The organism is Pseudomonas sp. SF2, assembly GCF_036858055.1.
Classification (GTDB): Bacteria; Pseudomonadota; Gammaproteobacteria; order Pseudomonadales; family Pseudomonadaceae; genus Aquipseudomonas.
In genome coordinates this window covers 118,731-145,718 of record NZ_JAMBDI010000007.1, presented here as the reverse complement: position 1 = coordinate 145,718, position 26,988 = coordinate 118,731, and the positions used below count along the sequence as shown (strand labels likewise).

The 26,988-nt window shown below is 63.8% G+C and carries 26 protein-coding genes; 17 read left to right on the top strand and 9 right to left on the bottom strand.

All coding sequences use genetic code 11. The features are described 5' to 3' along the window. Positions 1–68: 68 nt before the first annotated feature. From purE to M2S36_RS04475, 4 genes are all read left to right on the top strand, one after another. Complete coding sequence (gene purE, locus M2S36_RS04490; RefSeq protein ID WP_003253304.1) at positions 69–560, top strand: 5-(carboxyamino)imidazole ribonucleotide mutase; 492 nt, start codon at positions 69–71, stop codon at positions 558–560. Between the two features lie 10 nt (positions 561–570). Next, positions 571–1,653, top strand: coding sequence for a 5-(carboxyamino)imidazole ribonucleotide synthase (locus M2S36_RS04485; protein ID WP_025341133.1), 1,083 nt, complete (start codon positions 571–573; stop codon positions 1,651–1,653). Between the two features lie 95 nt (positions 1,654–1,748). After that, positions 1,749–1,994, top strand: a complete 246-nt coding sequence (locus tag M2S36_RS04480) for a GlsB/YeaQ/YmgE family stress response membrane protein (protein WP_207831352.1) — start codon at positions 1,749–1,751, stop codon at positions 1,992–1,994. Positions 1,995–2,042: 48 nt separating this feature from the next. Beyond that, positions 2,043–2,576, top strand: coding sequence for a DUF3299 domain-containing protein (locus M2S36_RS04475; protein WP_442793812.1), 534 nt, complete (start codon positions 2,043–2,045; stop codon positions 2,574–2,576). A gap of 124 nt (positions 2,577–2,700) precedes the next feature. On the opposite strand, the gene M2S36_RS04470 is transcribed toward M2S36_RS04475, so the two are convergent. Both M2S36_RS04470 and M2S36_RS04465 read right to left on the bottom strand, forming a co-directional pair. Next, positions 2,701–3,597, bottom strand: coding sequence for a D-hexose-6-phosphate mutarotase (locus tag M2S36_RS04470; RefSeq protein ID WP_233687606.1), 897 nt, complete (start codon positions 3,595–3,597; stop codon positions 2,701–2,703). A gap of 71 nt (positions 3,598–3,668) precedes the next feature. Beyond that, positions 3,669–4,067 carry an acyl-CoA thioesterase gene (locus M2S36_RS04465; protein ID WP_003253317.1) on the bottom strand — a complete coding sequence of 133 codons (399 nt, stop codon included), beginning with the start codon at positions 4,065–4,067 and terminating at the stop codon, positions 3,669–3,671. Between the two features lie 361 nt (positions 4,068–4,428). On the opposite strand from M2S36_RS04465, the gene M2S36_RS04460 reads away from it, so the two are divergent. From M2S36_RS04460 to M2S36_RS04425, 8 genes are all read left to right on the top strand, one after another. Beyond that, entirely contained in the window at positions 4,429–5,718 is a 1,290-nt protein-coding gene (locus M2S36_RS04460) for an MFS transporter (protein WP_207831346.1), read from the top strand. Between the two features lie 174 nt (positions 5,719–5,892). After that, positions 5,893–6,891, top strand: coding sequence for a phosphate ABC transporter substrate-binding protein PstS (locus M2S36_RS04455; protein WP_056793940.1), 999 nt, complete (start codon positions 5,893–5,895; stop codon positions 6,889–6,891). A gap of 139 nt (positions 6,892–7,030) precedes the next feature. Then, positions 7,031–9,319, top strand: a complete 2,289-nt coding sequence (locus M2S36_RS04450) for an ABC transporter permease subunit (protein WP_241106099.1) — start codon at positions 7,031–7,033, stop codon at positions 9,317–9,319. A 71-nt stretch (positions 9,320–9,390) separates the two neighbouring features. Then, entirely contained in the window at positions 9,391–11,007 is a 1,617-nt protein-coding gene (gene pstA / locus M2S36_RS04445; protein ID WP_233687630.1) for a phosphate ABC transporter permease PstA, read from the top strand. A 72-nt stretch (positions 11,008–11,079) separates the two neighbouring features. Next, positions 11,080–11,913: a phosphate ABC transporter ATP-binding protein PstB gene (gene pstB / locus M2S36_RS04440; protein WP_046613712.1), complete on the top strand. Its 834-nt coding sequence runs from the start codon at positions 11,080–11,082 to the stop codon at positions 11,911–11,913. Between the two features lie 175 nt (positions 11,914–12,088). Then, complete coding sequence (phoU, locus tag M2S36_RS04435; RefSeq protein ID WP_063912252.1) at positions 12,089–12,859, top strand: phosphate signaling complex protein PhoU; 771 nt, start codon at positions 12,089–12,091, stop codon at positions 12,857–12,859. A gap of 164 nt (positions 12,860–13,023) precedes the next feature. Then, complete coding sequence (locus M2S36_RS04430) at positions 13,024–13,920, top strand: response regulator (protein WP_333956769.1); 897 nt, start codon at positions 13,024–13,026, stop codon at positions 13,918–13,920. A gap of 198 nt (positions 13,921–14,118) precedes the next feature. Then, positions 14,119–15,015, top strand: coding sequence for a M23 family metallopeptidase (locus M2S36_RS04425; RefSeq protein ID WP_207831342.1), 897 nt, complete (start codon positions 14,119–14,121; stop codon positions 15,013–15,015). A gap of 100 nt (positions 15,016–15,115) precedes the next feature. Here the strand turns inward: M2S36_RS04425 and M2S36_RS04420 are convergent, their stop codons facing one another. The 3 genes from M2S36_RS04420 to phoB all read right to left on the bottom strand — a co-directional run bounded on the left by M2S36_RS04420 (position 15,116) and on the right by phoB (position 18,675). Next, a complete protein-coding gene (locus tag M2S36_RS04420; RefSeq protein ID WP_087500932.1) occupies positions 15,116–16,456 on the bottom strand; it encodes a hemolysin family protein in 1,341 nt (446 codons plus the stop codon). Positions 16,457–16,629: 173 nt separating this feature from the next. Further along, positions 16,630–17,937 (bottom strand): phosphate regulon sensor histidine kinase PhoR, encoded by a 1,308-nt coding sequence (phoR, locus tag M2S36_RS04415; RefSeq protein ID WP_207831340.1) that lies wholly within the window; start codon positions 17,935–17,937, stop codon positions 16,630–16,632. Between the two features lie 48 nt (positions 17,938–17,985). Next, on the bottom strand, positions 17,986–18,675 hold the full coding sequence (phoB, locus tag M2S36_RS04410; RefSeq protein WP_207831338.1) for a phosphate regulon transcriptional regulator PhoB: 690 nt from the start codon (positions 18,673–18,675) through the stop codon (positions 17,986–17,988). Positions 18,676–18,847: 172 nt separating this feature from the next. Between phoB and M2S36_RS04405 the strand changes: the two genes are divergently transcribed. Further along, a complete protein-coding gene (locus M2S36_RS04405) occupies positions 18,848–19,216 on the top strand; it encodes a COG4315 family predicted lipoprotein (protein ID WP_207831336.1) in 369 nt (122 codons plus the stop codon). Positions 19,217–19,335: 119 nt separating this feature from the next. Here M2S36_RS04405 and ubiA read toward each other — a convergent pair whose 3' ends face one another. Both ubiA and M2S36_RS04395 read right to left on the bottom strand, forming a co-directional pair. Then, complete coding sequence (gene ubiA / locus M2S36_RS04400; RefSeq protein ID WP_333956768.1) at positions 19,336–20,226, bottom strand: 4-hydroxybenzoate octaprenyltransferase; 891 nt, start codon at positions 20,224–20,226, stop codon at positions 19,336–19,338. Continuing rightward, positions 20,226–20,783, bottom strand: a complete 558-nt coding sequence (locus tag M2S36_RS04395) for a chorismate--pyruvate lyase family protein (protein ID WP_063912245.1) — start codon at positions 20,781–20,783, stop codon at positions 20,226–20,228. The genes ubiA and M2S36_RS04395 overlap by 1 nt, the downstream gene beginning before the upstream one ends. Positions 20,784–21,013: 230 nt before the next feature. Here M2S36_RS04395 and M2S36_RS04390 point away from each other — a divergent pair, with 230 nt between their 5' ends. The 4 genes from M2S36_RS04390 to M2S36_RS04375 all read left to right on the top strand — a co-directional run bounded on the left by M2S36_RS04390 (position 21,014) and on the right by M2S36_RS04375 (position 23,354). After that, positions 21,014–21,181: a rubredoxin gene (locus tag M2S36_RS04390; protein ID WP_003253349.1), complete on the top strand. Its 168-nt coding sequence runs from the start codon at positions 21,014–21,016 to the stop codon at positions 21,179–21,181. A gap of 16 nt (positions 21,182–21,197) precedes the next feature. Further along, positions 21,198–22,346: an NAD(P)/FAD-dependent oxidoreductase gene (locus M2S36_RS04385; protein WP_333956767.1), complete on the top strand. Its 1,149-nt coding sequence runs from the start codon at positions 21,198–21,200 to the stop codon at positions 22,344–22,346. 186 nt (positions 22,347–22,532) lie between these two features. After that, positions 22,533–22,832, top strand: a complete 300-nt coding sequence (locus tag M2S36_RS04380) for an HU family DNA-binding protein (RefSeq protein WP_013974808.1) — start codon at positions 22,533–22,535, stop codon at positions 22,830–22,832. A gap of 147 nt (positions 22,833–22,979) precedes the next feature. Further along, complete coding sequence (locus M2S36_RS04375) at positions 22,980–23,354, top strand: helicase (protein ID WP_333956766.1); 375 nt, start codon at positions 22,980–22,982, stop codon at positions 23,352–23,354. A gap of 72 nt (positions 23,355–23,426) precedes the next feature. Here M2S36_RS04375 and M2S36_RS04370 read toward each other — a convergent pair whose 3' ends face one another. Both M2S36_RS04370 and recG read right to left on the bottom strand, forming a co-directional pair. Next, positions 23,427–24,830 carry an aminoacyl-tRNA deacylase and HDOD domain-containing protein gene (locus M2S36_RS04370; RefSeq protein ID WP_207831330.1) on the bottom strand — a complete coding sequence of 468 codons (1,404 nt, stop codon included), beginning with the start codon at positions 24,828–24,830 and terminating at the stop codon, positions 23,427–23,429. A gap of 78 nt (positions 24,831–24,908) precedes the next feature. Beyond that, a complete protein-coding gene (recG, locus tag M2S36_RS04365) occupies positions 24,909–26,987 on the bottom strand; it encodes an ATP-dependent DNA helicase RecG (protein WP_039612341.1) in 2,079 nt (692 codons plus the stop codon). Position 26,988: the final 1 nt, after the last annotated feature.

The following is a 26,988-nucleotide window of genomic DNA, read 5'->3' as shown; positions in this document are numbered from 1 at the left end:
GCCGGTCGTCCCGCGTGGCTTGTTGTTTTTTGACGCGCCCAAGGGCGCACAAGCGAAGAGGCTCGACGATGAGTGCACTGGTTGGCGTGATCATGGGCTCCAAGTCCGATTGGTCCACCCTTAGCCACACCGCCGATATGCTGGAAAAACTCGGCATTCCCTACGAAGTGAAGGTGGTTTCCGCCCACCGCACCCCGGATCTGCTGTTCCAGTATGCCGAGGAGGCTGAGGGCCGTGGCATCGAGGTGATCATCGCCGGTGCCGGTGGTGCAGCCCACCTGCCAGGCATGTGCGCCGCCAAGACCCACCTGCCGGTGCTGGGCGTGCCCGTGCAATCGTCGATGCTGTCGGGTGTCGATTCGCTGTTGTCGATCGTGCAGATGCCAGCCGGCGTACCGGTAGCCACTCTGGCCATCGGCCGTGCCGGTGCGGTCAACGCCGCGCTGCTGTCGGCCAGCATCCTTGGTGCCAAGTACCCGCAGTACCACGCGGCGCTCAAGCAGTTCCGCACGGAACAGACCGACACCGTGCTGGACAACCCAGACCCGCGCCAGGCTTGAGGCTCAACCCATGAAGATCGGTGTAATCGGTGGCGGCCAGCTGGGCCGCATGCTGGCTCTGGCGGGTACCCCGCTGGGCATGAACTTCGCCTTCCTTGACCCGGCGCCGGACGCCTGCGCCGCGCCGCTGGGCGAGCACCTGCGTGCCGACTACGGCGACCAGGATCACCTGCGCCAGTTGGCCGACGAAGTCGACCTGGTCACCTTCGAGTTCGAAAGCGTCCCGGCCGAGACCGTGGCCTTCCTCTCGCAGTTCGTGCCGGTGTACCCCAGCGCCGAAGCGCTGCGCATCGCCCGTGACCGCCTGTTCGAGAAGAGCATGTTCCGCGACCTGGGTATCCCCACCCCGGCCTTCGCCGACATCCTCTCGCAGGCCGACCTGGACGCCGCGGTGGCCAGCATCGGCCTGCCGGCCGTGCTGAAAACCCGCACCCTGGGTTACGACGGCAAGGGCCAGAAGGTACTGCGCACGCCTGAGGACGTGGTCGGTACCTTTGCCGAGCTGGGTAGCGTACCGTGCCTGCTGGAAGGCTTCGTGCCGTTCACCGGCGAAGTGTCGCTGGTGGCCGTGCGTGCCCGCGATGGCGAAACCCGCTTCTACCCGCTGGTGCACAACACCCACGAAAGCGGCATCCTGCGCCTGTCGGTCGCCAGCCAGGCGCACCCGCTGCAGGCCCTGGCCGAAGACTACGTGGGCCGCGTGCTCAAGCAACTGGACTATGTGGGCGTGATGGCCTTCGAGTTCTTCGAAGTCGATGGTGGCCTGAAGGCCAACGAAATCGCCCCGCGTGTGCACAACTCCGGGCACTGGACCATCGAGGGCGCCGAGTGCAGCCAGTTCGAGAACCACCTGCGGGCCGTCGCCGGCCTGCCGCTGGGCTCGACCGCCAAGGTCGGCGAGAGCGCGATGCTCAACTTCATCGGTGAAGTGCCGGCAGTGGACAAGGTGGTTGCCATCGGTGATTGCCACCTGCACCACTACGGCAAGGCCTTCAAGGTCGGTCGCAAGGTTGGCCACGCCACCCTGCGCTGCCACGACATGGCCACCCTCGAGCGCAAGATTGCCGAAGTGGAAGCCCTGATCGGCAACTGATCGAACTTCTACAGCGGCTTGCCCTCTGAAATGGCGACAAGCCAAAGCGCTGTCTAGGCTTTGGCTTGTTCCATCTTCACTGCAGAGGGATTGCCATGGGTATCATTGGAACCATCTTCATCGGCCTTATCGTCGGCCTGCTGGCCCGCTTCATCAAGCCGGGCGACGACAGCATGGGCTGGATCATGACCATCCTGCTGGGGATTGCCGGCTCCCTGCTGGCCACCTACGGCGGCCAGGCGCTGGGCATCTACCAGGCCGGGCAGGTTTCGGGTTTCCTTGGCGCGCTGGTCGGTGCCGTGATCCTTCTGGTGGTCTACGGATTCATCAAGAAACGCTGAATAGTGGTTAGAATGCCCGGCAATTCATTCGAGTTGCCGAGCATTTTCATGCGTGCCTTTTTCCTCGCTCCACTGCTGTTGGCCAGCGCCCTGGCCCATGCCGAACTGCCTGAAACCGACTGGCTGGAGCTGATGCCCGAGTCGGACCAGCAGGCGCTCGAGCAAATGCCCGAAATCGACCACAACTCGCCGGAAGCCATGGGCACCTTTACCGACAAGGGCGGCCTGAAGCAGGGCAAGGGCCTGCCGGCGGTGATGTACTCGACCAAGACCGTGGCGGCCATGAACGGCAAGGACATTCGCCTGGGTGGCTACCCGGTGCCGCTGGAGAGCGACGCCAAGGGCAACAGCACACTGTTCTTCCTGGTGCCATACCCGGGCGCGTGCATCCATGTGCCGCCACCACCGCCTAACCAGCTGGTGCTGGTGCGCTACCCGAAAGGCCTGAAGATCGATGACATCTACACACCGCTGTGGGTCAGCGGCAAGCTGAAGGTGGAGAAGGTCAGCAATGACCTGGCCGATGCGGCCTATGCGCTGGATGCGGGGAAGGTCAGGGTGGTGGAAGACGCAGACCTCTGATTGCCTGCGCCGGCCCTTTCGCGGGTAAACCCGCTCCCACAGGGTCTCCACAAATCCTGAATATTGTGGCGACCCTGTGGGAGCGGGTTTACCCGCGAAGGGGCCCGAACAGGCACTGCAAGACTCAGATCATTTCACAGCCAATCCTGACCCCCAGCGAGCTGCTGGCCCCAGGCTTCAATTCCACCAGGTCATCCCACACGTTCGCCGTCTCGATGCACAGCATCCGCTGCCACCCGTCATCGGCCATGTCCGGCAGATCCTTGGCCCGCTCGGTCCAAGGGTTCCAGATCACCGCCGAGCGCGACCCGCTGCTGGTCAAGGTAATTCGCCGGCTCCAATGTGGGTCGACAATGCTCAGCGTCTGCGGGGTTGCCAGGTAGATCCGGTCAGTCTCCCCGGCAAACCCCAGCGGCCCCTGCTGCTGGCGTTGTTCCCAGCCAGCCAGGGTCTCGATATAGCCCAGCCCTTCGACCCCTTCGACCCGCGCCTGGCGCACGTCACTGACCGCGAAGTAGCTGTGCAGGGCCTGGCTGATGGTAACGGGGGTATTGCCCATGTTGCGGCTGGTCAGGTTCAGCTGCAGGTCCTCGCCCAGCTCCACTACCAGCTTCAGCTCGACGTCATGAGGCCAGCCAGGCAGGTCACCCTGCGCTTCTGGCAGTTCGAATTCGATGCGCAGGCCATCACCTGCTTCCTCGATACCCAGCAATTGCCAGTCGCGCGCGCGCGCCAAGCCGTGGGCAGGTGCCTGCTCGCCGCGGTACATGGCCTGCACGGCCTGGGGGTTGCGCTGCAGGTTGCCGAACCACGGCCAGCACACCGGCACACCGGCGCGTACCGACTTGCCCTGACGGAAGATGGCCTGGTCGCTCAGCCACAGCAGCGGTGGCTGGCCAACGCGCTGGTAGCTGAGGATCTGCGCGCCCTGCTGGGCGATCAACAGTTCGGCGTGGTCGCTGCTGATACGCCAGCAGTTGAGTTCGCCATGTTGCTCGGTTACGACCTGGAAGGTAGCCATTGCATTTATCTCATTGATTGCCAGTGGGCCTTGGACCCGGGCACATGCAATGAGTTTACCGCCGGCGTGGCTCAGCGACGAGGTACGGAGCGGGTGCGGCCACTGCCGTCGATGGCGACGAAGACGAACACGGCTTCGGTGACCTTGCGCCATTCACTGGACAGCGGGTCGTCGCTCCACACTTCGACCATCATCTGGATCGAGCTGCGGCCGATTTCCAGGGTCTGGGTATAGAACGACAGCTGCGCGCCGACGGCGACCGGTACCAGAAAGGCCATGCGGTCGATGGCTACGGTGGCCACGCGGCCGCCGGCGACACGGCTGGCCATGGCGGTGCCGGCCAGGTCCATCTGGGCGACCAGCCAGCCGCCGAAGATGTCGCCAAACCCGTTGGTCTCGCGCGGGAGTGCGGTGATCTGCAAGGCCAGGTCGCCTTGCGGGATTGGATCTTCTTGTTCGAGCTCAATCATGCGATGGGGCCTCTGACCCGTGACGCTTTTCGTTGGTGTGGCGCAAAGGCCGGGTAAACGATTCAGCTTGAAACATACTACGCCGATTTCGTTTCACTGGGCGGCCGTAGGGAAACTCTGCGAAACCGTCTGACAATAATGACCGGCGTTTTCGCACAACATCCCACGTTAGGAGCAACCTTTTCCTACGAATCGCCAGTATATAGAGCATAACGGCCAGCGACGACCGCGCATTCATGAATATGTGTAGGGATTTTGTATCGCTTTCGGCGCAGCTCAGCAATTTGCTATCTTCGCCTGTCTCCCAATCCAGAAGCCGCATGCCAAGCGGCCTGCATGCCCACAAAGAGAACAACGAGCGATGACTTCCGTGCCCAGCAGTATCGAGCAGCCTTCGCGGCCGCTGACCCGCAGTGACTACAAGACTCTCTCACTGTCCGCCCTGGGCGGCGCGCTGGAGTTCTACGATTTCATCATTTTCGTGTTCTTCGCCACGGTGGTCGGCAAGCTGTTCTTCCCGGCTGACATGCCCGAATGGCTGCGCCTGATGCAAACCTTCGGCATTTTCGCCGCCGGCTACCTGGCGCGGCCGCTGGGCGGCATCATCATGGCCCACTTCGGTGACCTGCTCGGGCGCAAGAAGATGTTCACCCTGAGTATCTTCATGATGGCCCTGCCAACGCTGATCATGGGCCTGCTGCCTACCTATGCACAGATCGGCATGTGGGCGCCGATCCTGTTGCTGCTGATGCGCGTGATCCAGGGCGCGGCGATCGGTGGCGAGGTACCGGGCGCCTGGGTGTTCGTGTCCGAGCACGTGCCAGAGCGCAACACCGGCTACGCCTGCGGCACCCTCACCGCAGGCCTGACCGCGGGTATCCTGCTGGGCTCGCTGGTGGCAACCCTGATCAACAGCGTCTACAGCGCGCAGGAAGTGGCTGATTACGCCTGGCGCATCCCGTTCCTGCTCGGCGGTGTATTCGGCCTGTTCTCGGTGTACCTGCGCCGCTGGCTGCACGAAACCCCGGTGTTCGCCGAGATGCAGCAGCGCAAGGCGCTGGCCGAGGAGCTGCCGTTGCGCGCGGTGCTGCGTGACCATCGCGGCGCGATCATCCTGTCCATGCTGCTGACCTGGATGCTGTCGGCCGCCATCGTGGTGCTCATCCTGATGACCCCGGCACTGCTGCAGAGCATCTACCACATCAGCCCCACCGACTCGCTCAAGGCCAACAGCCTGGCCATCGTGCTGCTCAGCTTCGGCTGCATCGGTGCTGGCAGCCTGGCCGACCGCTTTGGCGCGGGCCGGGTATTCGTGATCGGCAGCCTGCTGCTGCTGGCCAGTTCCTGGACCTTCTACCACAGCCTGCCGACCCGGCCCGAGCTGTTGTTCCCGCTGTATGCGGTGACCGGTTTGTGCGTGGGTGTGATTGGCGCGGTGCCTTATGTAATGGTCAAGGCCTTTCCGGCGGTGGTGCGCTTCAGCGGGCTGTCGTTCTCGTACAACGTGGCCTACGCGATCTTTGGCGGGCTGACACCGATGGTGGTGACTGCGCTGCTGAAAGTGAGCCCGATGGCGCCTGCCTACTATGTGGCGGGGCTGTGTGCCGTTGGTCTGGTCGTGGGCGTGTACCTGCTCGCCAACAAGCGCTGATCTGCGCCACGGCTGCTGCCCTCTTCGCGGGCACGCCCGCGAAGAGGCCGGACCTGCTTTTCGGTGATGGCCTTTCATCCAATTGTCATATTCAAGTCATATCGTATTCATGCGGCCTGCAGATACTTGGGCCCGTTCCATCCAACACCCCAATATTCCTGCTAGGAGCAAGGCATGAAACTGAAGCGTTTGATGGCGGCCCTCACCTTTGCCGCCGCTGGCGTTGCAACCGCCAACGCGGTAGCCGCTGTCGATCCTGCGATCCCGACCTACACCAAGACCACCGGTGTTTCGGGCAACCTCTCCAGCGTCGGTTCGGACACCCTCGCCAACCTGATGACTCTGTGGGCCGAGGCCTACAAGAAGGAATATCCGAACGTAAACATCCAGATCCAGGCTGCCGGCTCCTCCACCGCGCCACCCGCGCTGACCGAAGGTACCGCCAACCTCGGCCCGATGAGCCGCAAGATGAAGGACGTCGAGTTGCAGGCCTTCGAGCAGAAGTACGGCTACAAGCCGACCGCCATCCCGGTCGCCGTAGACGCCCTGGCTGTGTTCGTACACAAGGACAACCCGATCAAAGGCCTGACCATGGCCCAGGTCGACGCCATCTTCTCTTCCACCCGCCTGTGCGGTGGCAAAGCCGACGTCAAGACCTGGGGTGACCTGGGCGTGACCGGCGACCTGGCCAACAAGCCAGTACAGCTGTTCGGCCGTAACTCGGTATCGGGCACCTACGGCTACTTCAAGGAAGAAGCCCTGTGCAAAGGCGACTTCAAGCCTAACGTCAACGAACAGCCTGGCTCGGCTTCGGTCGTGCAGTCGATCAGCTCCTCGCTGAACGGCATCGGCTACTCGGGCATCGGCTACAAGACCGCCAGCGTCAAGACCGTGGCCCTGGCCAAGAAGGAAGGCGGCGAGTTCGTTGAAGACAACGAAACCAACGCCCTGAACGGCACCTACCCGCTGTCGCGCTTCCTGTACGTCTACGTCAACAAGGCCCCGAACAAGCCTCTGGCCCCGCTGGAAGCCGAGTTCGTCAAGCTGGTGCTGTCGCAAGCTGGCCAGCAGGTCGTGGTGAAGGACGGCTACATCCCGCTGCCGGCCAAAGTCGTCGACAAGACCTTGGCTGACCTGGGCCTGTCCCACGCAGGTAACGTTGCAAAAAAGTAAGTAACTGAGGGGGAGGCCGGTGCTGATGCCCGGCCTCTTCCACGAATTTCCAGTCCGAAGCCAGGTTTCCTGTGCGGCGGGCTTTCGTGCGTCACCATTTTGTAATGTTTTTGTCACACGGGACCGCTAGGGTGTGCGCATGAATGATCTGGCCAACTCCAACATGACCCAAAACTCCCAGCCCGTGCGGATTGATTTCAATACGCCGGAGTTGCAACGCAAGCGCCGCATGCGCGCGCTCAAGGACCGCCTGACCCGCTGGTATGTACTGGTGGGCGGGCTTGCCGTACTGGCGGCGATCACCCTGATCTTCTTCTATCTGGCCTATGTGGTGCTGCCGCTGTTCCAGGGTGCCGAACTGACCAGCAAGAAGGCCCTGGAGCCAACCTGGCTGCAACAGGATGCCGGCAAGCCGCTGATGATCGCGCTTGAAGAGCAGAACCTGGTGGGCATGCGCGTTTCGGACAAGGGCCAGGCACTGTTCTTCGATACCAAGAGCGGTAACGAGCTCAAGCGTTTCGACCTGCCAGTGCCGGCAGGCACCCAGGTCACTTCGATCAGTGCCGATCAGCCGGGTAGCCCGCTGGTGGTGCTGGGCTTGTCCAATGGCCAGGCGCTGGTGTTCCACCACTCCTACAAGATCACCTACCCGGACAACAAGAAAACCATCGCCCCCGGCATCGACTACCCGTACGGCGAGCAGCCGTTCGTGCTCGACGAGCAGGGCCGTGCGCTGGAGCATGTCAGTGTCAACGTCAACGGCGACACCCTGCTGCTGGCCGGCTCCACCGGCGCGCACCTGCAGGTGGTCGAGCTGACCCGTACCGAAAACATGATGACCGAAGAGGTCACCACCGAGCAGAACCGCATTGAACTGCCGCAGATGACTGAAACGGTGAAGAACATCTTCATCGACCCGCGTCAGCAGTGGCTGTACGTGATCAACGGCCGCGCCACCGCGGACGTGTTCAACCTGCGCGACAAGAGCCTCAACGGCCGCTACAAGCTGTCTGACAGCGCCGACACCGAAATCACCGCCACCGCCCAGCTGGTCGGCGGCATCTCGCTGATCATCGGCGACTCCAAGGGCGGCCTGTCCCAGTGGTTCATGGCCCGTGACCCGGACGGCGAATCGCGCTTCAAGCTGATCCGCACCTTCCAGATGGGCAAGGCCGCGGTCGTGCAGATCGACGCCGAAGAGCGCCGCAAGGGCTTCGTCGCCCTCGACGCCGCAGGTGAGCTGGGCGTGTTCCACAGCACCGCGCACCGCACCCTGCTGGTCGAGCCGGCCGCCGAAGGCCCGGGCATCCTGGCCCTGTCGCCACGCGCCAACCGCATCATCATCGAAGAAGGCGGCAAGCTGCTGCCACTGAGCTTGCGTAACCCGCACCCGGAAATTTCCTTCAGCGCGCTGTGGGGCAAGGTGTGGTACGAGAACTACGACGAGCCGAAGTACGTCTGGCAATCGACCGCTTCGAACACCGACTTCGAGCCCAAACTGAGCCTGTCGCCGTTGACCTTCGGTACCCTGAAGGCCGCGTTCTACGCGATGATCCTGGCGGCCCCGCTGGCGATTGCCGCGGCCATCTACACCGCCTACTTCATGGCCCCAGGCATGCGCCGCAAGGTCAAGCCGGTGATCGAACTGATGGAAGCGATGCCGACGGTGATCCTCGGCTTCTTCGCCGGCCTGTTCCTCGCCCCGTACCTGGAAGGCCACCTGCCGGGCGTGTTCAGCCTGTTCCTGCTGATGCCGCTCGGTATCCTGCTGGCCGGCTTTGCCTGGACCCGCCTGCCCGAGTCGATCCGCCTGCGTATCCCGGATGGCTGGGAAGCGGCGATCCTGATCCCGGTCATCCTGTTCACCGGCTGGTTCGCCCTGACCATGAGCCCGCACCTCGAGAGCTGGCTTTTTGGCGGCGACATGCGCCTGTGGATCACCAACGACCTGGGGATAACCTACGACCAGCGCAACGCCCTGGTCGTGGGTATCGCCATGGGCTTCGCGGTCATCCCGAACATCTACTCCATCGCCGAAGACGCCGTGTTCAGCGTGCCGCGCAGCCTGACCCTGGGCTCCCTGGCCCTGGGTGCAACGCCCTGGCAGACCTTGACCCGCGTGGTCATTCTCACCGCCAGCCCGGGTATCTTCTCGGCGCTGATGATCGGCATGGGCCGTGCGGTGGGCGAGACCATGATCGTGCTGATGGCCACCGGCAACACCCCGGTGATGGAGCTGAACCTGTTCGAGGGCATGCGCACCCTGGCCGCCAACGTGGCCGTGGAAATGCCGGAATCGGAAGTCGGTGGCAGCCACTATCGCGTGCTGTTCCTGGCCGCGCTGGTGCTGCTGATGTTCACCTTCATCATGAACACCTTGGCCGAGCTGATTCGCCAGCGTCTGCGCAAGAAATACTCGTCGCTTTGATAGAAAGGTAGCGATCCGTGAAAAAGGATTCCCTCAAAGGCTGGTTCAAGAGCGGCGCCCCAGGCGTCTGGATGAGCGGCGGCGCGGTGGCCATGGCCGTGATCATGACCGTTGGCCTGCTGGCGGTGATTGCCGTGCGCGGCCTGGGCCACTTCTGGCCGGCCGATCTTGTCCAGGCCACCTACAAGGTGCCGGGTCAGGCCGATCACATCGTCATTGGCGAAGTGGTGCAAAAGGAAGAAGTACCCCGTGCCCGCCTGAAGGGCGCCGGCCTGCCAGTGCCTGACCAGGGCCCGGAGTTCATGACCCGCGAGCTGATCAAGGTGGGCAACCGCGACCTCAACGGCAGCGACTTCACCTGGGTGGTCGGCGACTGGCTGGTGGACGAAAAGCACCCGACCGACCTGATCGCCCTGGAGCGCCGCGAGTGGGGCAACTTCTACGGCTACCTGGTCAGCGTCAAGGAAGAGGGCCGCGTGGTCGCAGAAGGCGCTGCCGCCTGGAACGAGCTGCAGGCCCGTCTCAAGCGCGCCAACCAGCTCAACAGCGAACTGCAAAGGCTCGAGAAGAAAGACATCGGTGCCATCAACCATGGCCTCGAGCGCCTGCGTCTGCAGGCGCGCAAGCTGGAGCTGGAGGGCAAGCTGGACGCCGCCGCCCAGGCCGACATGGACGCCGAGCGTGCCGAGCTGAACAGCCGCTACAAGGCCATCGAAGACCGCCTGACCGGCCTGCACCAGGCCTTCGCCCGCGACAGCCTGGTGGCCCGCGATGGCGACGGCCGTGAAGTGGAAATCAACCTCAGCAAGGTGGTGCACGCCATCCAGCCGAACGCCATGTCGGGCTTCACCAAACTGGGCAGCTACTTCACCAAGGTCTGGGAGTTCCTCAGCGACGATCCGCGTGAAGCCAACACCGAGGGCGGTATCTTTCCGGCCATCTTCGGTACCGTGATGATGACCCTGATCATGGCCGTGATCGTCACCCCGTTCGGTGTGCTGGCTGCCGTGTACCTGCGTGAATATGCCAGACAGGGCCCGGTGACCCGCCTGATCCGCATCGCTGTGAACAACCTGGCCGGTGTACCGGCGATCGTCTACGGCGTGTTCGGCCTGGGCTTCTTCGTCTACGTGCTGGGTGGTTCGATTGACCGCCTGTTCTTCCCTGAAGCACTGCCGGCGCCAACCCTGGGTACCCCGGGCCTGCTGTGGGCATCGCTGACCCTGGCGCTGCTGGCCGTGCCGGTGGTGATCGTGGCCACCGAAGAAGGCCTGGCGCGCATCCCGCGTACCGTGCGCGAAGGCTCGCTGGCCCTGGGGGCGACCAAGGCCGAGACCCTGTGGAAGATCGTCCTGCCGATGGCCAGCCCGGCGATGATGACCGGCATGATCCTCGCCGTGGCCCGCGCCGCCGGTGAAGTGGCGCCGTTGATGCTGGTAGGTGTGGTGAAGCTGGCGCCATCGCTGCCGGTGGACGGTAACTACCCGTACCTGCACCTGGACCAGAAGATCATGCATCTGGGCTTCCATATCTATGACGTCGGTTTCCAGAGCCCTAACGTCGAAGCAGCGCGGCCGCTGGTATACGCCACGGCGTTGCTGCTGGTGCTGGTGATCGCGGCCCTCAACCTCTCGGCCGTGTGGATCCGTAACCACCTGCGCGAGAAGTACAAGGCCCTCGACAGCTGATCCTGATTGCAAGCGTGCCGCCCGTGAGCCGGGCGGCCCTTTGAAACGAATTGTTAGCGTATGGAGTTGACCATGCAGCAAGAATCCCATGCCCACGGCATCGACATGTCTGCCCTGGGCCGCGACAAGCAGAGCCTGCGCCTGGCCGAAGAAACCGTAGCCATCGAAGTGCCGGGTCTGAGCCTGTTCTACGGCGACAAACAAGCGCTGTTCGATGTGCAGATGAATATCCCCAAGCAGCGCGTGACCGCCTTTATCGGCCCGTCCGGCTGCGGCAAGTCGACCCTGCTGCGCACGTTCAACCGCATGAACGACCTGGTTGACGGCTGCCGCGTGGAAGGCGCCATCAACCTGTACGGCAACAATATCTACCGCAAGGGCGAAGACGTGGCCGAGCTGCGCCGCCGTGTGGGCATGGTATTCCAGAAGCCCAATCCGTTCCCCAAGACCATCTACGAAAACGTGGTCTATGGCCTGCGCATCCAGGGCATCAACAAGAAGCGCGTGCTCGACGAAGCGGTCGAGTGGGCGCTGAAGGGCGCGGCCCTGTGGGACGAGGTCAAGGACCGCCTGCACGACTCGGCACTGGGCCTGTCCGGTGGCCAGCAGCAGCGTCTGGTCATTGCCCGCACCATCGCCGTGGAACCGGAAGTGCTGCTGCTCGACGAACCGTGCTCGGCACTGGACCCGATCTCGACCCTGAAAGTCGAGGAACTGATCTACGAATTGAAATCCAAGTACACCATCGTCATCGTGACCCACAACATGCAGCAGGCGGCCCGTGTTTCGGACTACACCGCGTTCATGTACATGGGCAAACTGGTCGAATTCGGGGATACCGACACCCTGTTCACCAACCCGGCGAAGAAGCAGACCGAAGACTACATCACCGGTCGCTACGGCTAGCAGCCGCTCGGGACAGGTGCCTGGCCCCTGTGGGAGCGGGTTTACCCGCGAAGCAGGCGCTGCGGTGTCTGGCACCGGCTTCNNGTGAACCCGCTCCCACAGGATGTGTTTGCCAGGGTGGGCCAGGGTATGACACGAACAAATTGAAGCTTGCAGCTTCTTCGCGGAGCGAACGATGATCAACAAAGAAAGCCTTACGCATCACATTTCCCAGCAGTTCAACGCCGAGCTCGAAGAGGTGCGTAGCCACCTGCTGGCCATGGGCGGCCTGGTCGAAAAGCAGGTCAACGACGCAGTTACCGCGCTGATCGAAGCCGACTCGGGCCTGGCCCAGCAAGTGCGCGAAGTCGATGAGCAGATCAACCAGATGGAGCGCAACATCGACGAGGAGTGCCTGCGCATCCTCGCCCGTCGTCAGCCGGCGGCCTCCGACCTGCGCCTGATCATCAGCATCTCCAAGTCGGTGATCGACCTGGAGCGCATCGGTGACGAGTCGACCAAGATCGCCCGCCGCGCCATCCAGCTGTGCGAGGAAGGCGAGTCGCCGCGCGGTTACGTCGAGGTGCGTCACATCGGTGACCAGGTACGCAACATGGTCCGCGACGCGCTGGACGCCTTTGCCCGCTTCGACGCCGAACTGGCACTGTCGGTGGCCCAGTACGACAAGACCATCGACCGTGAATACAAGACCGCCCTGCGTGAGCTGGTGACCTACATGATGGAAGACCCGCGCTCGATTTCGCGGGTACTGAGCGTGATCTGGGTGCTACGTTCGCTGGAGCGCATCGGCGACCATGCGCGCAACATCTCCGAGCTGGTGATCTACCTGGTGCGCGGCACCGACGTGCGTCACATGGGCCTCAAGCGCATGACGGCAGAAGTGCAGGGCACCGCTGTCGCTGACGGCGAAAACGCTAATGTTCCGGCTGAACCTGACGATAAGTAAGGTTGCTCCCGAGCATCGACGCCCGGCCTTGGCCGGGCGTTTTCGTTTGCGGTCGAGGAGCCGGCAGGCACCCGCGAACGATGTGAAGAAGTCCCGGCGTGACCAGGTTGTAGCAAATGGCCATTATTCGGCAGTAGGCTAGTCGGGATTCAGAAGGAGTATCGATGAGTAAAGTGAATGTGCTGGTCGTGGATGACGCCCCGTTTATCCGTGACCTGGTCCGCAAATGCCTGCGTAATGCCTTCCCGGGCATGACCATCGACGATGCCGTCAACGGTCGCAAGGCCATGGCCATGCTGGGCAAGGAAGCGTTCGACCTGGTCCTGTGCGACTGGGAGATGCCGGAAATGTCCGGCCTGGAACTGCTCACCTGGTGCCGCCAGCAGCCTGCGATGAAGAACCTGCAGTTCATCATGGTGACCAGCCGTGGTGACAAGGAAAACGTCATCCAGGCGATCCAGGCGGGCGTTTCCGATTTTGTCGGCAAGCCGTTCACCAACGAGCAGCTGCTGACCAAGGTGAAAAAGGCCTTGGCCAAGATCGGCAAGCTCGACAGCCTGATGGCCAGTGGCCCGGCGCGGATCAATTCGGCGTTCGCCAATGACTCGCTGAATGCGCTGACAGCCGGCAAGCCTGAAGCGGTGAAGGTCGCGGCGCCAGCGGCGGCACCCGTACCCGCCAGGCCACTGGCCAGTGCCCCCAGGCCCGCAGCCCCCGCGCCGACTGGCCGCGGCCAGGGCCAGTTGCGCCTGGCCAGCGGCATGCAGCCGTGCGTGATCAAGGCGCTGAGCCTGAAGGAGGCCCTGCTGGTGGTGCGCCGTGGCGAAGTGCTGCCGCAGGTGCTGGAGGGCGCGGTGCTGGACCTGGAGCAGGGCGAGAGCGCCGAAGTCGCGCGCCTGAACGGCTACCTGCATGCCGTCGCGGCACTGGAGCCCAAGCCCGACAGTGACTGGTTGCAACTGACCTTCAAGTTCGTCGACCAGGATGCCCAGAAGCTCGACTACCTGTCGCGGCTGATTGCCCGCGGGACGGCGCAGAAGCACTTCACCCCGGGCGCCTGAGTCATGGCTACTGGCCTTGTCGCCGGCAAGCCAGCTCCCACGGGTACAGCGCCAACCTCTGGCCTTGTGCAATTCCTGTGGGAGCTGGCTTGCCGGCGATGGGGCCAGTCCTGTTGACGCCATCCGACCAACTGTCATACCCGCCACAAAACCCGCTGCTAGGCTTCGACAGATCATAACTGTCAAAAAGCCACTATCATGCCCGCCCGCCTGCTGCTGTTCTGTGCATTGCTCATGGCCTCGGCGTCGAGCCTGGGCATGACCATCTACGAGATCACCGACGATGGCCGTGTGACCTCCTATTCCGACCGGCCCGGCCCCGGTGCCAAACCCTTGGTGCGGCGCGTACCCATGGTCGAAATGGCCGAAGGCCAGGTGCTGCTGAACGCGATTACCTTCAACGGCGGCGTGAGCTTCTCGGCGCGCAACCAGCTGCATGTGCCGGTGGAGGTGGAGTTGCGCCTGGACAACCTGGTGAACGCACAAGGTGGCAATGCCCCACGTATCGTGCGCCGGGTGCTGCCGCCGCGCACCACGCAAATGCTCAGCGTGCTCAGGGGGCGGCCCGGAATGCTGCTGAACTACCGCTCGACCCTGCTGCAGGCCATGGGCGACCCGGGCAAGCGGCCGCAGGGCTTCCGTTATGCCTTTCCCTGGCTCGGCGGGCCGTTCCGCGTGACCCAAGGGCCCAATGGCCGAGTCAGCCATTTTGGGCCCAAGGGGCGCTATGCCATGGATATCGCCATGCCCGAAGGCACCACCATCATCGCGGCGCGGGAAGGGGTGGTGGTGAAAACGGAGAACAGCCAGAGCGGGCGCGGGCCCAACCCGTCGGGCAATTTCGTCAGGATCCTGCACCCGGATGGCACCATGGGCGTGTACTTGCACCTGATGCGCGGTTCGGTGGTGGTGGCGGAGGGGCAACGGGTGCGGCAGGGGCAGATGCTGGCCAGGTCGGGCAATACCGGCAACAGCACCGGGCCGCACCTGCATTTCGTGGTGCAGCGCAATGTGGGGTTGGCGCTGGAGTCGATACCTTATCGGTTCGACAGGCCGATCAGCGGGTTGCCTGACTTCACTGCGGGTAACCCTTGATCCGTGCCGGCTTCTTCGCGGGCTCGCCCGCTCCCACAGGTAATCTGAAAGGCCCGGCCTTTGGCGATCCTGTGGGAGCGGGCGAGCCCGCGAATGGCCCTCAATCCAGCTTGAGCACCTTGGCCAACACGATCTTCGGCCCTTTCATCTTCTTGATGATGATGCGCAGCCCTTCGACCTCCAGCACTTCCTCTTCTTCAGGTACGCGCTTGAGTGTCTCGTAGACCAGACCGGCCAGGGTTTCTGCCTCGATGTGGTCAAGGTCGACGCCCAGCAGGCGTTCGACCTTGAACAGCGGCGTATCGCCACGCACCAGCAGCTTGCCCGGCTGGTAGGCGAGGATGCCGCGTTCGGTCTTGCGGTGCTCGTCCTGGATGTCGCCCACCAGCACTTCCAGTACGTCTTCCATGGTCAGGTAGCCAATCACCTTGCCATCGGCTTCCTCCACCAGCACGAAGTGTGCGCCGCCCTTACGGAACTGCTCCAGCAACTGTGCCAATGGCATGTGCCGCGACACGCGCTCCAGCGGCCGGGCCAGGTCGTCCAGGTCGATGGTTTCGGGCAGGTGCTCGAGTTCGGCCAGCTCCAGCAGCAGGTCCTTGATGTGCAGCAGGCCGGTGAACTCCTCGCGCTCGGCGTCGTACACCGGGTAGCGGCTGAACTTGTGGCGGCGTACCAGGGCCAGGATCTGCTTCAGCGGCGCATGGGCGTCGATGCTGACCATGTCCTCGCGCGAATTGGCCCAGTCGACCACCTCCAGCTCACCCATTTCCACGGCCGAGGCCAGTACGCGCATGCCCTGGTCGCTCGGGTCCTGGCCCCGGCTGGAGTGCAGGATCAGCTTGAGCTCTTCACGGCTGTAGTGGTGCTCGTGGTGCGGGCCGGGCTCGCCCTGGCCGGCAATGCGCAGGATGGTGTTGGCACTGGCATTGAGCAGGTAGATGGCCGGGTACATCACCCAGTAGAACAGGTACAGCGGCACGGCGGTCCACAGCGACAGCAGTTCGGGCTTGCGGATGGCCCAGGACTTGGGCGCCAGCTCGCCGACCACGATGTGCAGGTACGAGATGACGAAGAAGGCGACGAAGAACGAGATCGCCTTGATCAGCTCGGGCGTGTCCACGCCGACGTATGCCAGCAGCGGTTCGAGCAGGTGGGCGAACGCCGGTTCACCGACCCAGCCCAGGCCCAGCGAGGCGAGGGTGATGCCCAGCTGGCAGGCCGACAGGTAGGCGTCGAGCTGGTTGTGTACCTTGCGCAGGATGCTGCCACGCCAGCCATGCAGCTCGGCGATGGACTCGACGCGGGTGGCGCGCAGCTTGACCATGGCGAACTCGGCGGCAACGAAGAAGCCGTTGAGCAGCACCAGGAGCAAGGCAAAGATGATCATGCCGAAATCGGCGAATAACGAGGTGAGGCTGATACCAGGGGAAGGGTCCATGATGGAGTTTTTACGGGGTCCGTCTTCAAGATAGAGAGAAAAAAAGTGCCAGCTCTTGCTGGCACAGGGGGTCCAATGTAGCGGCTGGGGCCGTAAAAGCAAAGGGTGGCGGACTTATTGCGGCCCCTGTGGGAGCGGGCGTGCCCGCGAAGGGCCGCGCAGCAGCCCCGATCTCAAGCCTTGCCGTTAGCCAATTGTGCCGGTGCAAAGTGACAGGTAAAGGTACTGCCATGCCCCGGCACGCTGCTGATCTCCAGCTTGCCGCGGTGGCGCATCAGCACATGCTTGACGATCGCCAGCCCCAGCCCGGTGCCGCCGGTATTCGACGCACGGCTGGAATCGACCCGGTAGAAGCGCTCGGTCAGGCGCGGCAGGTGCTTGGCATCGATGCCCACCCCCGAGTCCTGCACCGACAGGTGTGCGCCCTGGGCATCGGCCCACCAGCGAATACGGATGCTGCCGTTGTCCTGGGTGTACTTCACCGCGTTGAACACCAGGTTGGAAAAGGCACTGCGCAGCTCCGACTCGCTGCCCTTGAGCTTCACGCCGGGTGTGGCTTCCAGGGTGATGCGCTGGTTGCGTGGCCCGGACAGGGCCTGGGCGTCGTTCCTGATCGCGGTGAGCAAGGCATCGACTGCCACCGGCTGGTTGTCCGACGGGTAGTCGGTGGCCTCCAGCTTGGCCAGCAGCAACAGGTCGTTGAGCAGCGTCTGCATGCGCGAGCCTTGCTGGCTCATCTGCTGCAGGGCTCGGCTCCAGCGCGGGTTCACGTCCTCGACGTTGTCCAGCAGGGTTTCCAGGTAGCCGGTGATCACCGTCAGCGGCGTGCGCAGCTCGTGGGACACGTTGGCGACGAAGTCCTTGCGCATCTGCTCCAGCTGGTGGATGCGGGTAACATCGCGCACCAGCATCAGGTGCTCGTTGTTGCCGTAGCGGGTGATGTGCAGCTGCACGCGCATGCGGTCATTGATCGGCGAGGGGATTTCCAGCGGTTCTAGGTAGTTCTCCGCCTCGAAGTATTCCTTGAAGCGCGGGTGGCGCACCAGGTTGGTCACCTGCTGGCCGCCGTCCTGTGGGGTCTTGAAGCCCAGCAGGGTCTCGGCGGCGCGGTTCCACCATTCCAGGTTGCCGTCGCTGTCGAGCATGATCACCGCGTCACGCAGCGCAGCGGTGGACTCCTGCACCCGGTCGATCACCGCCTGCAGGCGGCCGCGCACGCGCTGGTCGCGGCGTTGCAGGTGGTAGATGCTGTCGAACACCTCGCCCCACAGGCCGTAGCCATCGGGCGGTGCTTCGTCGGGTTGGTGGTTGCGCAGCCAGTCATGCAGGCGCAGCAGCTGCTTGAGGGTCCAGCCCAGGTACAGCGCCAGGCCGATGGCCAGGCTCCAGCCATAGTAGCCGCTGACCAGCCCGCCGATCAGGCAGACGGTGATCAGCAGCAGCAGGTGGCGAATCAGGGTCGCGTGCCAGTTCTGGTTCAATTGACGGTCCTTGTACAACGACGTGCAGCTTGGCGCTTTTCAGCTCGATCAGCTCTTGGTCGAGAAGCGGTAGCCGGTGCCCCGGACGGTTTGTACCAGATTTTCGTAGGCTTCACCCAGCGCCTTGCGCAGGCGGCGGATGTGCACATCGACGGTGCGTTCCTCGACATAGACGTTACCACCCCACACCTGGTCCAGCAGCTGGCCACGGGTGTAGGCGCGCTCCTGGTGGGTCATGAAGAACTGCAGCAGTCGGTATTCGGTGGGGCCCATTTCGGCGGGCTTGCCGTCGATGGTCACGCGATGGCTGATCGGGTCGAGCAGCAGGCCGCCGACTTCGATCGGTGCCTCGCTGTCGCTCGGGCCGGAGCGGCGCAGCACGGCTTTCAGGCGGGCGACCAGTTCACGCGGCGAGAACGGCTTGGTGATGTAGTCGTCGGCGCCCACTTCCAGGCCCTGGATCTTGTTGTCCTCCTCACCCTTGGCGGTGAGCATGATGATCGGGATGTCGCCGGTCAGCTCGTCGCGCTTGAGGCGGCGGGCCAGCTCGATGCCGGAGGTGCCCGGCAGCATCCAGTCGAGCAGGATCAGGTCCGGTTTGCGGTCGACGATGATCGCGTGGGCCTGTTGGGAGTTTTCCGCTTCCAGGCAGTCATAGCCAGCCATTTCCAGGGCAACGGCGATCATCTCGCGAATCGGCGCTTCGTCGTCGACGATCAGAATGTTCCTGCCAACCATGCTCAAAACCTCTCCTGGATACGGTGTCTTGGCCCGCATTAGATAACGGAATTATTGCAGCTGTGTGACAGGGTGTTGGCCGTTCTGGCGACATTCCGTGACTGAACTAGGCTTGAAAGGGCCGCAATCGTGGCAACCCGAACTCAATCCCCCCGAATCAATGGTGAATCCAATGACACGACAAACGCTGAGCTGGATGGCCCTTTTCACTGCGCTGGCGCTCCCGGGGGTGGCCTTGGCCGACCATGCGATGGAGAAGGGCGGGATGTTGGTCGATCATGCCGGCATGACCCTGTACACCTTCGACAAGGATGCGGGTGGCAAGTCGATGTGCAATGGCGAATGCGCCGCCAACTGGCCGCCGCTGATGGTCAAGGGCGGTGAAATGGCTTCTGGCAAGTGGACCCAGGTCAAGCGTGACGACGGTTCGATGCAGTGGGCCTACGACGGCAAGCCGCTGTATACCTTCGTCAAGGACAAGAAGGCCGGTGATATGACCGGTGACGGCATGAAGGACGTCTGGCACGTCGCCAAGCCTTGAGATCCCGGGGCCGCTTAGCGGCCCATCGCCGGCAAGCCAGCTCCCACAGGTTGTATGCAAGCCTTGATGGCAGCGCTGTACCTGTGGGAGCTGGCTTGCCGGCGATAGGGCCATCAGCTTCAGCGCATTGCGTAATCCAGCACCACCCCGATGAACACCAGCATCCCCGCCCAGTGATTGTGCAGAAACGCCTTGAAGCACGACTCCCGGTCCAGCTTGCGCGTCGACCAGTATTCCCAGGCAAAGCACGCCGCCGCGCCCAGCAGCCCCAGATGGAACCAGCCACCCAGCTCGAAGCGGTTGCCGGCCAGCAACAGGCAGCCCAGCGACAGCAGCTGCAAGGTCAGGATGATGGTGCGGTCGGCGTCGCCGAACAGGATTGCGGTCGACTTCACGCCAATCTTCAGGTCGTCATCACGGTCAACCATGGCGTAGTAGGTGTCGTAACCCACAGTCCACAGCAGGTTGGCGATATACAGCAGCCAGGCGCTGGCCGTCAGCTCGCCACCCGCTGCGGTGAAGGCCATGGGAATGCCCCAGGAATATGCCGCCCCCAGCACCACCTGCGGGTAATAGGTGTAGCGCTTCATGAACGGGTAACAGAACGCCAGTGCCACCGCGCCGAACGACAGCCACACCGTGCGGCTGTTGGTGCACAGCACCAGCAGGAAGCTCACTCCGACCAGGATGGCGAACAGCGCCAGTGCTTCGCGTGGCCGGACCCGGCCACTGGCCAGGGGGCGGTCGGCGGTGCGCTTGACGTGACCGTCCACCTTGCGGTCGGCAAAGTCGTTGATGCAGCAGCCTGCGGCGCGCATCAGCACCACGCCGAGGCCGAAGATCAGCACGTTGGCCAGGGTTGGTGAGCCGTTGCCGGCAATCCACACCGCCGACAAGGTCGGCCACAGCAGCAGGTAGATACCAATCGGCCGGTCCATGCGGCTGAGCTGGACGAAGTCCCAGGCCCGTGGGTGCAGGCGGTTGAGCGACTTGAGCAGTTGCAGGTACATCAGCGGTTTTCCTCCTTGGCCGCTTGCCACAATGCTGGCAGAAATACCTCTGCCACCAGCAGGTCCAGGCCGTCACGCTCGAAGCGCGAACGGCGGCCCCACAGCGCCGCATGGGCGGCTTCGCTCGGTAGCCAGGCCTGTGGATAACTGCACACCTCGATGGGGTGGCGGATGAACGCCTGGTCGCAGAACAGCAGCTCGCCCAGCGAGCGGCTGCCCAGGGTTTCCAGGTCCAGCCCGCCGCGCTCCAGGGCGCTGCGGCTGGCGACGCTGCGGGCGAACACCCAGGGTTGGCCATGGCCGCGCAGGTACACCTCACGCACCCAGCCCTCGGCGCCGGCGGCGATGCCCAGTGCCTGGCATTCGTCATCGCGCAGCGGCTGCCAGCCCTCGAACAGCGGGGTGACGGAGAAGTGATCGTTGGACAGGCGGGTCAGGCGGCGGGTCAGCGAGCCCTCGTCGAACAGCCAGTCAAGGGTGGGCTGGTCGATGTCGGTCGCCAGCCGTGAATACGGCAGCCACGCGACAGCGGCTGCTTGCGGGGATTCGTACGACACGTCGGTCTGCTTGTTACAACCAGAGAGGCGGCGAGCTTAGCATGATTGCCCCGACTGCTTGCATACTGCTGGCAGGGCCGCTACAAAGCCCCACGAATTGCGCGCTGGCCTCTTCGCGGCCGCGCCCGCTCCTACAGGTTATGCACAACTCCTGTGGGAGCGGGCGTGCCCGCGAAGAGGCCATCAGCAGCAACACAAAGCCCCAGCCTGAAGCGAGGAAACCCACCCCCATGAAAAAGTGGCAATGTATTGTCTGCGGCCTGATCTACGACGAAGCCGAGGGCTGGCCCGACGACGGCATCGCCCCCGGCACCCGCTGGGAAGACGTGCCTGAAGACTGGCTGTGCCCCGACTGCGGCGTCGGCAAGAGCGACTTTGAAATGATCTCCATCGGCTAATCGAGGAAAGCACGACATGACGTCCCCTGTGGTAATCATCGGCACCGGCCTTGCGGGCTACAACCTGGCCCGTGAATTTCGCAAGCTCGATGCGCAGACGCCGCTGCTGCTGATCACCGCCGATGACGGTCGCTCCTACTCCAAGCCCATGCTGTCCACCGGCTTTGCCAAGCAGAAAGACGCCGATGGCCTGTGCATGGCCGAGCCGGGCGCCATGGCCGAGCAACTGAACGCCGAGATTCGCACCCATACCCGCATCAGCGGCATCGACCCGGGCCACAAGCGCCTGTGGATTGGCGAGGAGGCGGTGGAGTACCGCGACCTGGTGCTGGCCTGGGGCGCGCAGACCGTGCAGGTGCCGATCGAAGGCGATGGCGGCGATCGGGTGTTCCCGATCAACGACCTGGAAGACTACGCGCGCTTCCGTGCTGCCGCCGTCGGCAAACAGCGCGTGCTGATCCTCGGTGCCGGCCTGATCGGCTGCGAATTCGCCAACGACATGAGCCTGGGCGGCTTCCAGGTCGATGTGGTGGCGCCGTGCGAGCAAGTCATGCCGACCCTGCTGCACCCGGCCGCTGCCACTGCCGTGCAGGCCGGGCTGCAAGGCCTGGGCGTGCGCTTTCACCTCGGCCCGGTACTGACCCGGCTGCAGCAGGTGGGCCAGGGCCTGGAGGCACACCTGTCCGATGGCAGCGTAATCGCCTGCGACCTGGTGGTTTCGGCCATCGGCCTGCGCCCGCGCACCGACCTGGCCGCCGCCGCCGGGCTGCAGACCAACCGCGGCGTTTGCGTGGATCGCCAGCTGCGTACGTCCCACGCCAACATCTTTGCCCTTGGCGACTGTGCCGAGGTCGATGGCATCAACCTGCTCTATGTGATGCCGCTGATGAGCTGCGCCCGCGCCCTGGCGCAAACCCTGGCCGGCAAGCCGACAACGGTCGCCTACGGGCCGATGCCGATCACCGTGAAAACCCCCGTCTGCCCGCTGGTGGTTTCGCCGCCGCCCCAGGGCCACGAAGGCACCTGGCAGGTGGACGGGCAGGGCAGTGACCTCAAGGTGCTCTGCCTTGATGCCGACGGCAAGCTGCTGGGCTACGCCCTGACCGGGGCGGCCGTGATGGACAAGCTGGCCCTGAATCGCCAGCTGCCGGCCGTTATGGCGTAAATAGCTGGTGTTCTGTCGGATTTATCCTGTTGTTGCTTGCACAATGGCCGCCCAGATACTGGCGCGGCCCCGGTGCACGTGCCATTCTCACTTCCGTCTGCCGCAGATTAGAGCCTGCGGTGCCTTGAGCGCTGCTCCCAGGGCAGCACGGCATAACAACAAGAATTCCGTCAAAGAGGCTTCACTATGCGCAAACCAGAACTCGCCGCCGTCATCGCCGAAAAGGCCGATCTGACCAAGGAAAAGGCCAATCAGGTTTTGAACGCGATTCTCGACAGCATCACGGGTGCCCTGGACAAGGACACCGTGACTTTGGTCGGTTTCGGCACCTTCGAAAAACGCCATCGCGGTGCGCGTACCGGCAAGAACCCGCAAACCGGTGAGCCGGTCAAGATCAAGGCCAGCAATACCGTGGCCTTCAAGCCAGGCAAGAACCTGCGCGACAGCGTCAACGCCCCCGTCAAGCCGGCCAAGAAAGGCAAGTGATCGCTCCCTGACAACCCAGTGTCAGCCAAGCGGGCGCCCCAGGGCGCCCGTTGTGCTTTCTGCAGGCAAAATGTTTCGAACTTGCATAAATAGTTCTGTAAAAGGATAAACTGCGCGCCTTAGTCACTTTTAATTCGAGGCGCGTTGATGAAGTTCCGCTTTCTTCTCTGGGCCATGGGGCTGTTGATGGCCAGGGCCAGCCGTAACAACCCGGCTTTCCAGCAGCAGCTCAAGGGCAAGGACCTGGTGTTCCAGATGCAGACTCTGGACGGCAAGGTCGCCCGGCACTTCATCGTCAACAACGAATGCATCAGCAGCAAAGGCGGCGCGCACCCGCAGCCGGCGTTCGCCATTGCCTTCAAGGACGCCGCCTATGGCTTCGCTACCCTGCAGGCGGGTAACAAGCAGTTGGCGTTCATGCAGGGGATTCAGGACAAGCACATCCAGATCAAGGGCAACCCGGCCCTGGTGATGTGGTTCCAGGGGTTGATGAAGTACCTGAAGCCGAAGAAGAAGGGCTGAAACCCAACGGGGATCTTGACGCCTTACCTGTGGGAGCGGGCATGCCCGCTCCCACAGGTTACGCGTTAATGCTCAATGCGGTGCGTGGAACTGCGAAGCCAGCTCGCGCAGCAGGTTCTCGGCCTCGAGCACCTTGTTCACCACTTCCTCGGCCTTGTCCCGGGTTATCCCCAGCCGCTCCAGCAGCTCGTCAGGAATCTCCTGCTGCGGCCCCGAGCCAATCCCCCGCGAGCGCAGCAGGCGGGTGGCCAGGCATACCAGGTTGGGGAATGCCGAATACTCGCCTTCATAGGCTGGGTCGTGCTGGAAGCGCAGCGCGGTGGACAGTTCTTCCGGCATGTCCCACAGCTTCATCAGCCAGGCTCCGATCTGTTCGCGGCTGATGCCCAGCAGGTGTTGTTCCACGTAGGTGTGGCACAGGTGCGGGTTGACCTCCAGGTGGCGGCAGATCAGCGAGAAGTGCGGCGGAAACACGTGTGCCAACAGCAAGTAGCCGAAATTGTGCAGCAGCCCGGCCAGATAGGTCAGGCCAGCTTCCGGGCGTTCGGCGCGCGGCATGGCACGGGTCAGGCCATCGATGACGGCAGCAGTGTAGATCGACTGCTGCCAGTATGGTGTGGCCTGCTGCGGGTGGTCTTTCGGCAGGCTCAGGGTCTTGCCCAGTGCGAGGCCCAAGGCCAGGTTGATCACCAGGTCGAAACCCAGCACCCGCACGATGGCATCTTCCACAGAGCGAATCTTGTAGGTCGAGCCGTAGTAGGGCGATGCCGCCCAGCTCACCACCTGTGCCGCCAGTGCCGGGTCGGTTTCGACCACGCCCGTGATGTCATCGATACTGGCGTTGGGGTCTACCCGCAGCTTGATGATCTTTTGCGCGGTGTCGGCCAATGGCGGGATTTCGATGGTTTCTTCCAGGCGCTTCTGAATGCGCCTGGCGGTGAAGGCTTGCACTGCCTGGGTGATTTCCCGGGTGTCGTCATCGGGCCGGTCGAGGTTTGGGCTGATGGCCTCGACCTCCTGGCCGAAGCTGCTGGCGCTGGCCTTGACCAGCATGCGCTTGAAGTGCACGCGGTCGATTTCCAGCAGCAGGCCGGCTTCACCGGACTGGATGAACACGCTATCGGCGTCGAGCAGGCTCTTTTCGTACTGGCACGGCGAGCTGGTCAGCGCCGGGATACCCGGCAGGGCCTTGAGCTGATGCTTGTCCAGCATCTGCTTCAGGCGCGGCACCGACACCGCCGTGAGCTTGCGCCCGGTCAGTTCGGCCAGGCGGTCAAGGTCCAGCAGCTGGCTTTGCGGGAACAGCACCATCAGGGCGCCGACCTCGTCATCGAGCAGCACGGCCTGTACCCGCGACGCTGGCGGCAGGTGCGGATGTTCGACCACCTCGCGGTAGGCTACGCCGAGTTTGTCGAGCAGCAGCCGGATGACCGAGGGAGCGTGTGGGGTTGCGGTTTCCAGGGCAACTTCAGTCATGGTCCGTATCCACTGATTCTTTTAAACGCAAAGTATAACCAGCCTCGGGGCGAAACTGGATCCATTATGGGACGAGCGTCACACTTGGCCATATTGCTGGCCATGGCGCAGCCAGCGGTCGAGCAGTGGGCTGACGTGCTCCGGCCAGCGTGCGATCAGGGCCTGGGCGGCGTCGCGCACGGCCGGCAGCAGGTCGGCATCGCGCATCAGGTCGGCGACCTTGAACTGCAGCAGGCCGGTCTGGCGGGTGCCGAGCATCTCGCCGGGGCCACGCAGCTCCAGGTCTTTCTCGGCGATGATGAAGCCGTCGTTGGTTTCCCGCATGATCCCTAACCGTTCGCGGCCGATCTGCGACAGTGGCGGGTGGTACAGCAGCACGCAATGGCTTACGGCGCTGCCCCGGCCAACCCGGCCGCGCAGCTGGTGCAACTGGGCCAGGCCCAGGCGCTCGGGGTTCTCGATGATCATCAGGCTGGCGTTGGGCACGTCCACGCCCACCTCGATGACCGTGGTGGCGACCAGCAACTGCAGGTTGCCGGCCTTGAACTCGGCCATGATTTCAGCCTTTTCCGCCGGCTTCATGCGACCGTGGATCAGCCCCACCCGCAGTTCGCCCAGGGCGCTGCCCAGCTCCTCGTAGGTGCTTTCGGCGGCCTGGCAGGTCAGTTCTTCGGACTCTTCGATCAGGGTGCACACCCAGTAGGCCTGGCGCCCTTCGGCGCAGGCGGCGCGTACCCGCTCGACCACTTCGAAGCGGCGGCTGTCGGCCACCAGCACGGTGTTCACCGGGGTGCGCCCGGGCGGCAGTTCGTCGAGCACCGAGGTGTCCAGGTCGGCGTAGGCGCTCATGGCCAGGGTGCGCGGAATAGGCGTGGCGGTCATGATCAGCTGGTGCGGGCACAGCTCGCCGGCCACGCCCTTCTTGCGCAGGGCCAGGCGTTGCTGCACGCCAAAACGGTGCTGTTCATCGATGATCGCCAGGGCCAGGTGCTTGAACTTCACCTCTTCCTGGAACAGCGCGTGGGTGCCGACCACCATCGGTGCACCGTTGGCGATCTGCTCCAGGGCGGCTGCCCGGGCCTTGCCCTTGAGCTTGCCGGCCAGCCAGGCCACTTCGATGCCCAGCGGTTCGAGCCAGCGCTTGAAGGTGATGTAGTGCTGTTCGGCGAGGATCTCGGTGGGCGCCATCAGGGCCACCTGGTAGCCGGCCTCCAGGGCCTGCAGGGCAGCCAGGGCGGCGACCACGGTCTTGCCGGCACCCACGTCGCCCTGCACCAGGCGCATCATCGGCTCGTGCTGGCTGAGGTCGTAGGCAATTTCGTTGGCCACCCGCTGCTGCGCGCCGGTCGGCTGGAAGCCCAGGTTGGCCAGGTACTGCGCCTGCAGGCGCTGGGCCTTGGGCAGCACCGGTGCGCGCAGGCTGCGCAGGCTTTCGCGCAGGCGTTGCTGCGACAGCTGGTGGGTCAGCAGCTCTTCGAAGGCCAGGCGGTGCTGGGCCCAGTGCTGGCCTTCGGCAAGCTCGTCGAGGTCGGCATCGGCCGGCGGGTTGTGCAGGTAGCGGATGGCATCGTCCAGCGGTGCCAGCTGGTAGTCCCTGGCCAGTTCGTCGGGCAGCCAGTCCGGCAGGCTGCGCGGGCCGAGCAGGCCCAGGCTCTGCTGGCACAGCAGCCGCAGGCGTTGCTGGGTAAGGCCTTCGGTGGACGGGTAGATCGGCGTCAGGGTCTGCTCGACCGGTGGCGGCGGCTCGTCGCCATTCAGCGCGCGGTATTCCGGGTGGTAGATTTCCAGGCCCGAAGCACCAGGGCGGGCTTCGCCGTAGCAGCGCAGGTGAGTGCCACGCTTGAGGCCTTCCTTCTGCGCGTTGCTGAAGTGGTAGAAGCGCAAGCTCAGCACGCCGCTGCCGTCACCCAGGCGCACTACAAGACTGCGGCGCTTGCCCATGGTCACGTCGGCGCCGCTGACCACGCCTTCGATCACCGCGTCCTGGCCCGGACGCAACTGCCCGATCGGTACGACGCGGGTGCGATCCTGGTAGCGCAGGGGGAGGTGGAACAGCACGTCCTGCAGGTTCTCCAGGCCGACCTTGGCGAGTTTCTCCGCCATGGCCTCACCAACCCCCTTGAGTACCGTGACCGGGACCTTCGACAGCTCACTCATG

Bases quoted from the DNA above. Each gene is read 5' to 3' on its own strand.
- M2S36_RS04475 (WP_442793812.1), top strand. From the start codon at position 2,043: ATGCGTGCCTTTTTCCTCGCTCCACTGCTGTTGGCCAGCGCCCTGGCC.
- M2S36_RS04480 (WP_207831352.1), top strand. From the start codon at position 1,749: ATGGGTATCATTGGAACCATCTTCATCGGCCTTATCGTCGGCCTGCTG.
- pstB (WP_046613712.1), top strand. From the start codon at position 11,080: ATGCAGCAAGAATCCCATGCCCACGGCATCGACATGTCTGCCCTGGGC.
- purE (WP_003253304.1), top strand. From the start codon at position 69: ATGAGTGCACTGGTTGGCGTGATCATGGGCTCCAAGTCCGATTGGTCC.
- M2S36_RS04390 (WP_003253349.1), top strand. From the start codon at position 21,014: ATGAAAAAGTGGCAATGTATTGTCTGCGGCCTGATCTACGACGAAGCC.
- M2S36_RS04485 (WP_025341133.1), top strand. From the start codon at position 571: ATGAAGATCGGTGTAATCGGTGGCGGCCAGCTGGGCCGCATGCTGGCT.
- M2S36_RS04470 (WP_233687606.1), bottom strand. From the start codon at position 3,597: ATGGCTACCTTCCAGGTCGTAACCGAGCAACATGGCGAACTCAACTGC.
- M2S36_RS04460 (WP_207831346.1), top strand. From the start codon at position 4,429: ATGACTTCCGTGCCCAGCAGTATCGAGCAGCCTTCGCGGCCGCTGACC.
- M2S36_RS04405 (WP_207831336.1), top strand. From the start codon at position 18,848: ATGACACGACAAACGCTGAGCTGGATGGCCCTTTTCACTGCGCTGGCG.
- M2S36_RS04455 (WP_056793940.1), top strand. From the start codon at position 5,893: ATGAAACTGAAGCGTTTGATGGCGGCCCTCACCTTTGCCGCCGCTGGC.
- M2S36_RS04380 (WP_013974808.1), top strand. From the start codon at position 22,533: ATGCGCAAACCAGAACTCGCCGCCGTCATCGCCGAAAAGGCCGATCTG.
- pstA (WP_233687630.1), top strand. From the start codon at position 9,391: ATGAGCGGCGGCGCGGTGGCCATGGCCGTGATCATGACCGTTGGCCTG.
- phoB (WP_207831338.1), bottom strand. From the start codon at position 18,675: ATGGTTGGCAGGAACATTCTGATCGTCGACGACGAAGCGCCGATTCGC.
- ubiA (WP_333956768.1), bottom strand. From the start codon at position 20,226: ATGTACCTGCAACTGCTCAAGTCGCTCAACCGCCTGCACCCACGGGCC.
- M2S36_RS04420 (WP_087500932.1), bottom strand. From the start codon at position 16,456: ATGGACCCTTCCCCTGGTATCAGCCTCACCTCGTTATTCGCCGATTTC.
- M2S36_RS04465 (WP_003253317.1), bottom strand. From the start codon at position 4,067: ATGATTGAGCTCGAACAAGAAGATCCAATCCCGCAAGGCGACCTGGCC.
- M2S36_RS04425 (WP_207831342.1), top strand. From the start codon at position 14,119: ATGCCCGCCCGCCTGCTGCTGTTCTGTGCATTGCTCATGGCCTCGGCG.
- M2S36_RS04430 (WP_333956769.1), top strand. From the start codon at position 13,024: ATGAGTAAAGTGAATGTGCTGGTCGTGGATGACGCCCCGTTTATCCGT.
- M2S36_RS04450 (WP_241106099.1), top strand. From the start codon at position 7,031: ATGAATGATCTGGCCAACTCCAACATGACCCAAAACTCCCAGCCCGTG.
- M2S36_RS04385 (WP_333956767.1), top strand. From the start codon at position 21,198: ATGACGTCCCCTGTGGTAATCATCGGCACCGGCCTTGCGGGCTACAAC.
- M2S36_RS04375 (WP_333956766.1), top strand. From the start codon at position 22,980: ATGAAGTTCCGCTTTCTTCTCTGGGCCATGGGGCTGTTGATGGCCAGG.
- M2S36_RS04370 (WP_207831330.1), bottom strand. From the start codon at position 24,830: ATGACTGAAGTTGCCCTGGAAACCGCAACCCCACACGCTCCCTCGGTC.
- phoU (WP_063912252.1), top strand. From the start codon at position 12,089: ATGATCAACAAAGAAAGCCTTACGCATCACATTTCCCAGCAGTTCAAC.
- recG (WP_039612341.1), bottom strand. From the start codon at position 26,987: ATGAGTGAGCTGTCGAAGGTCCCGGTCACGGTACTCAAGGGGGTTGGT.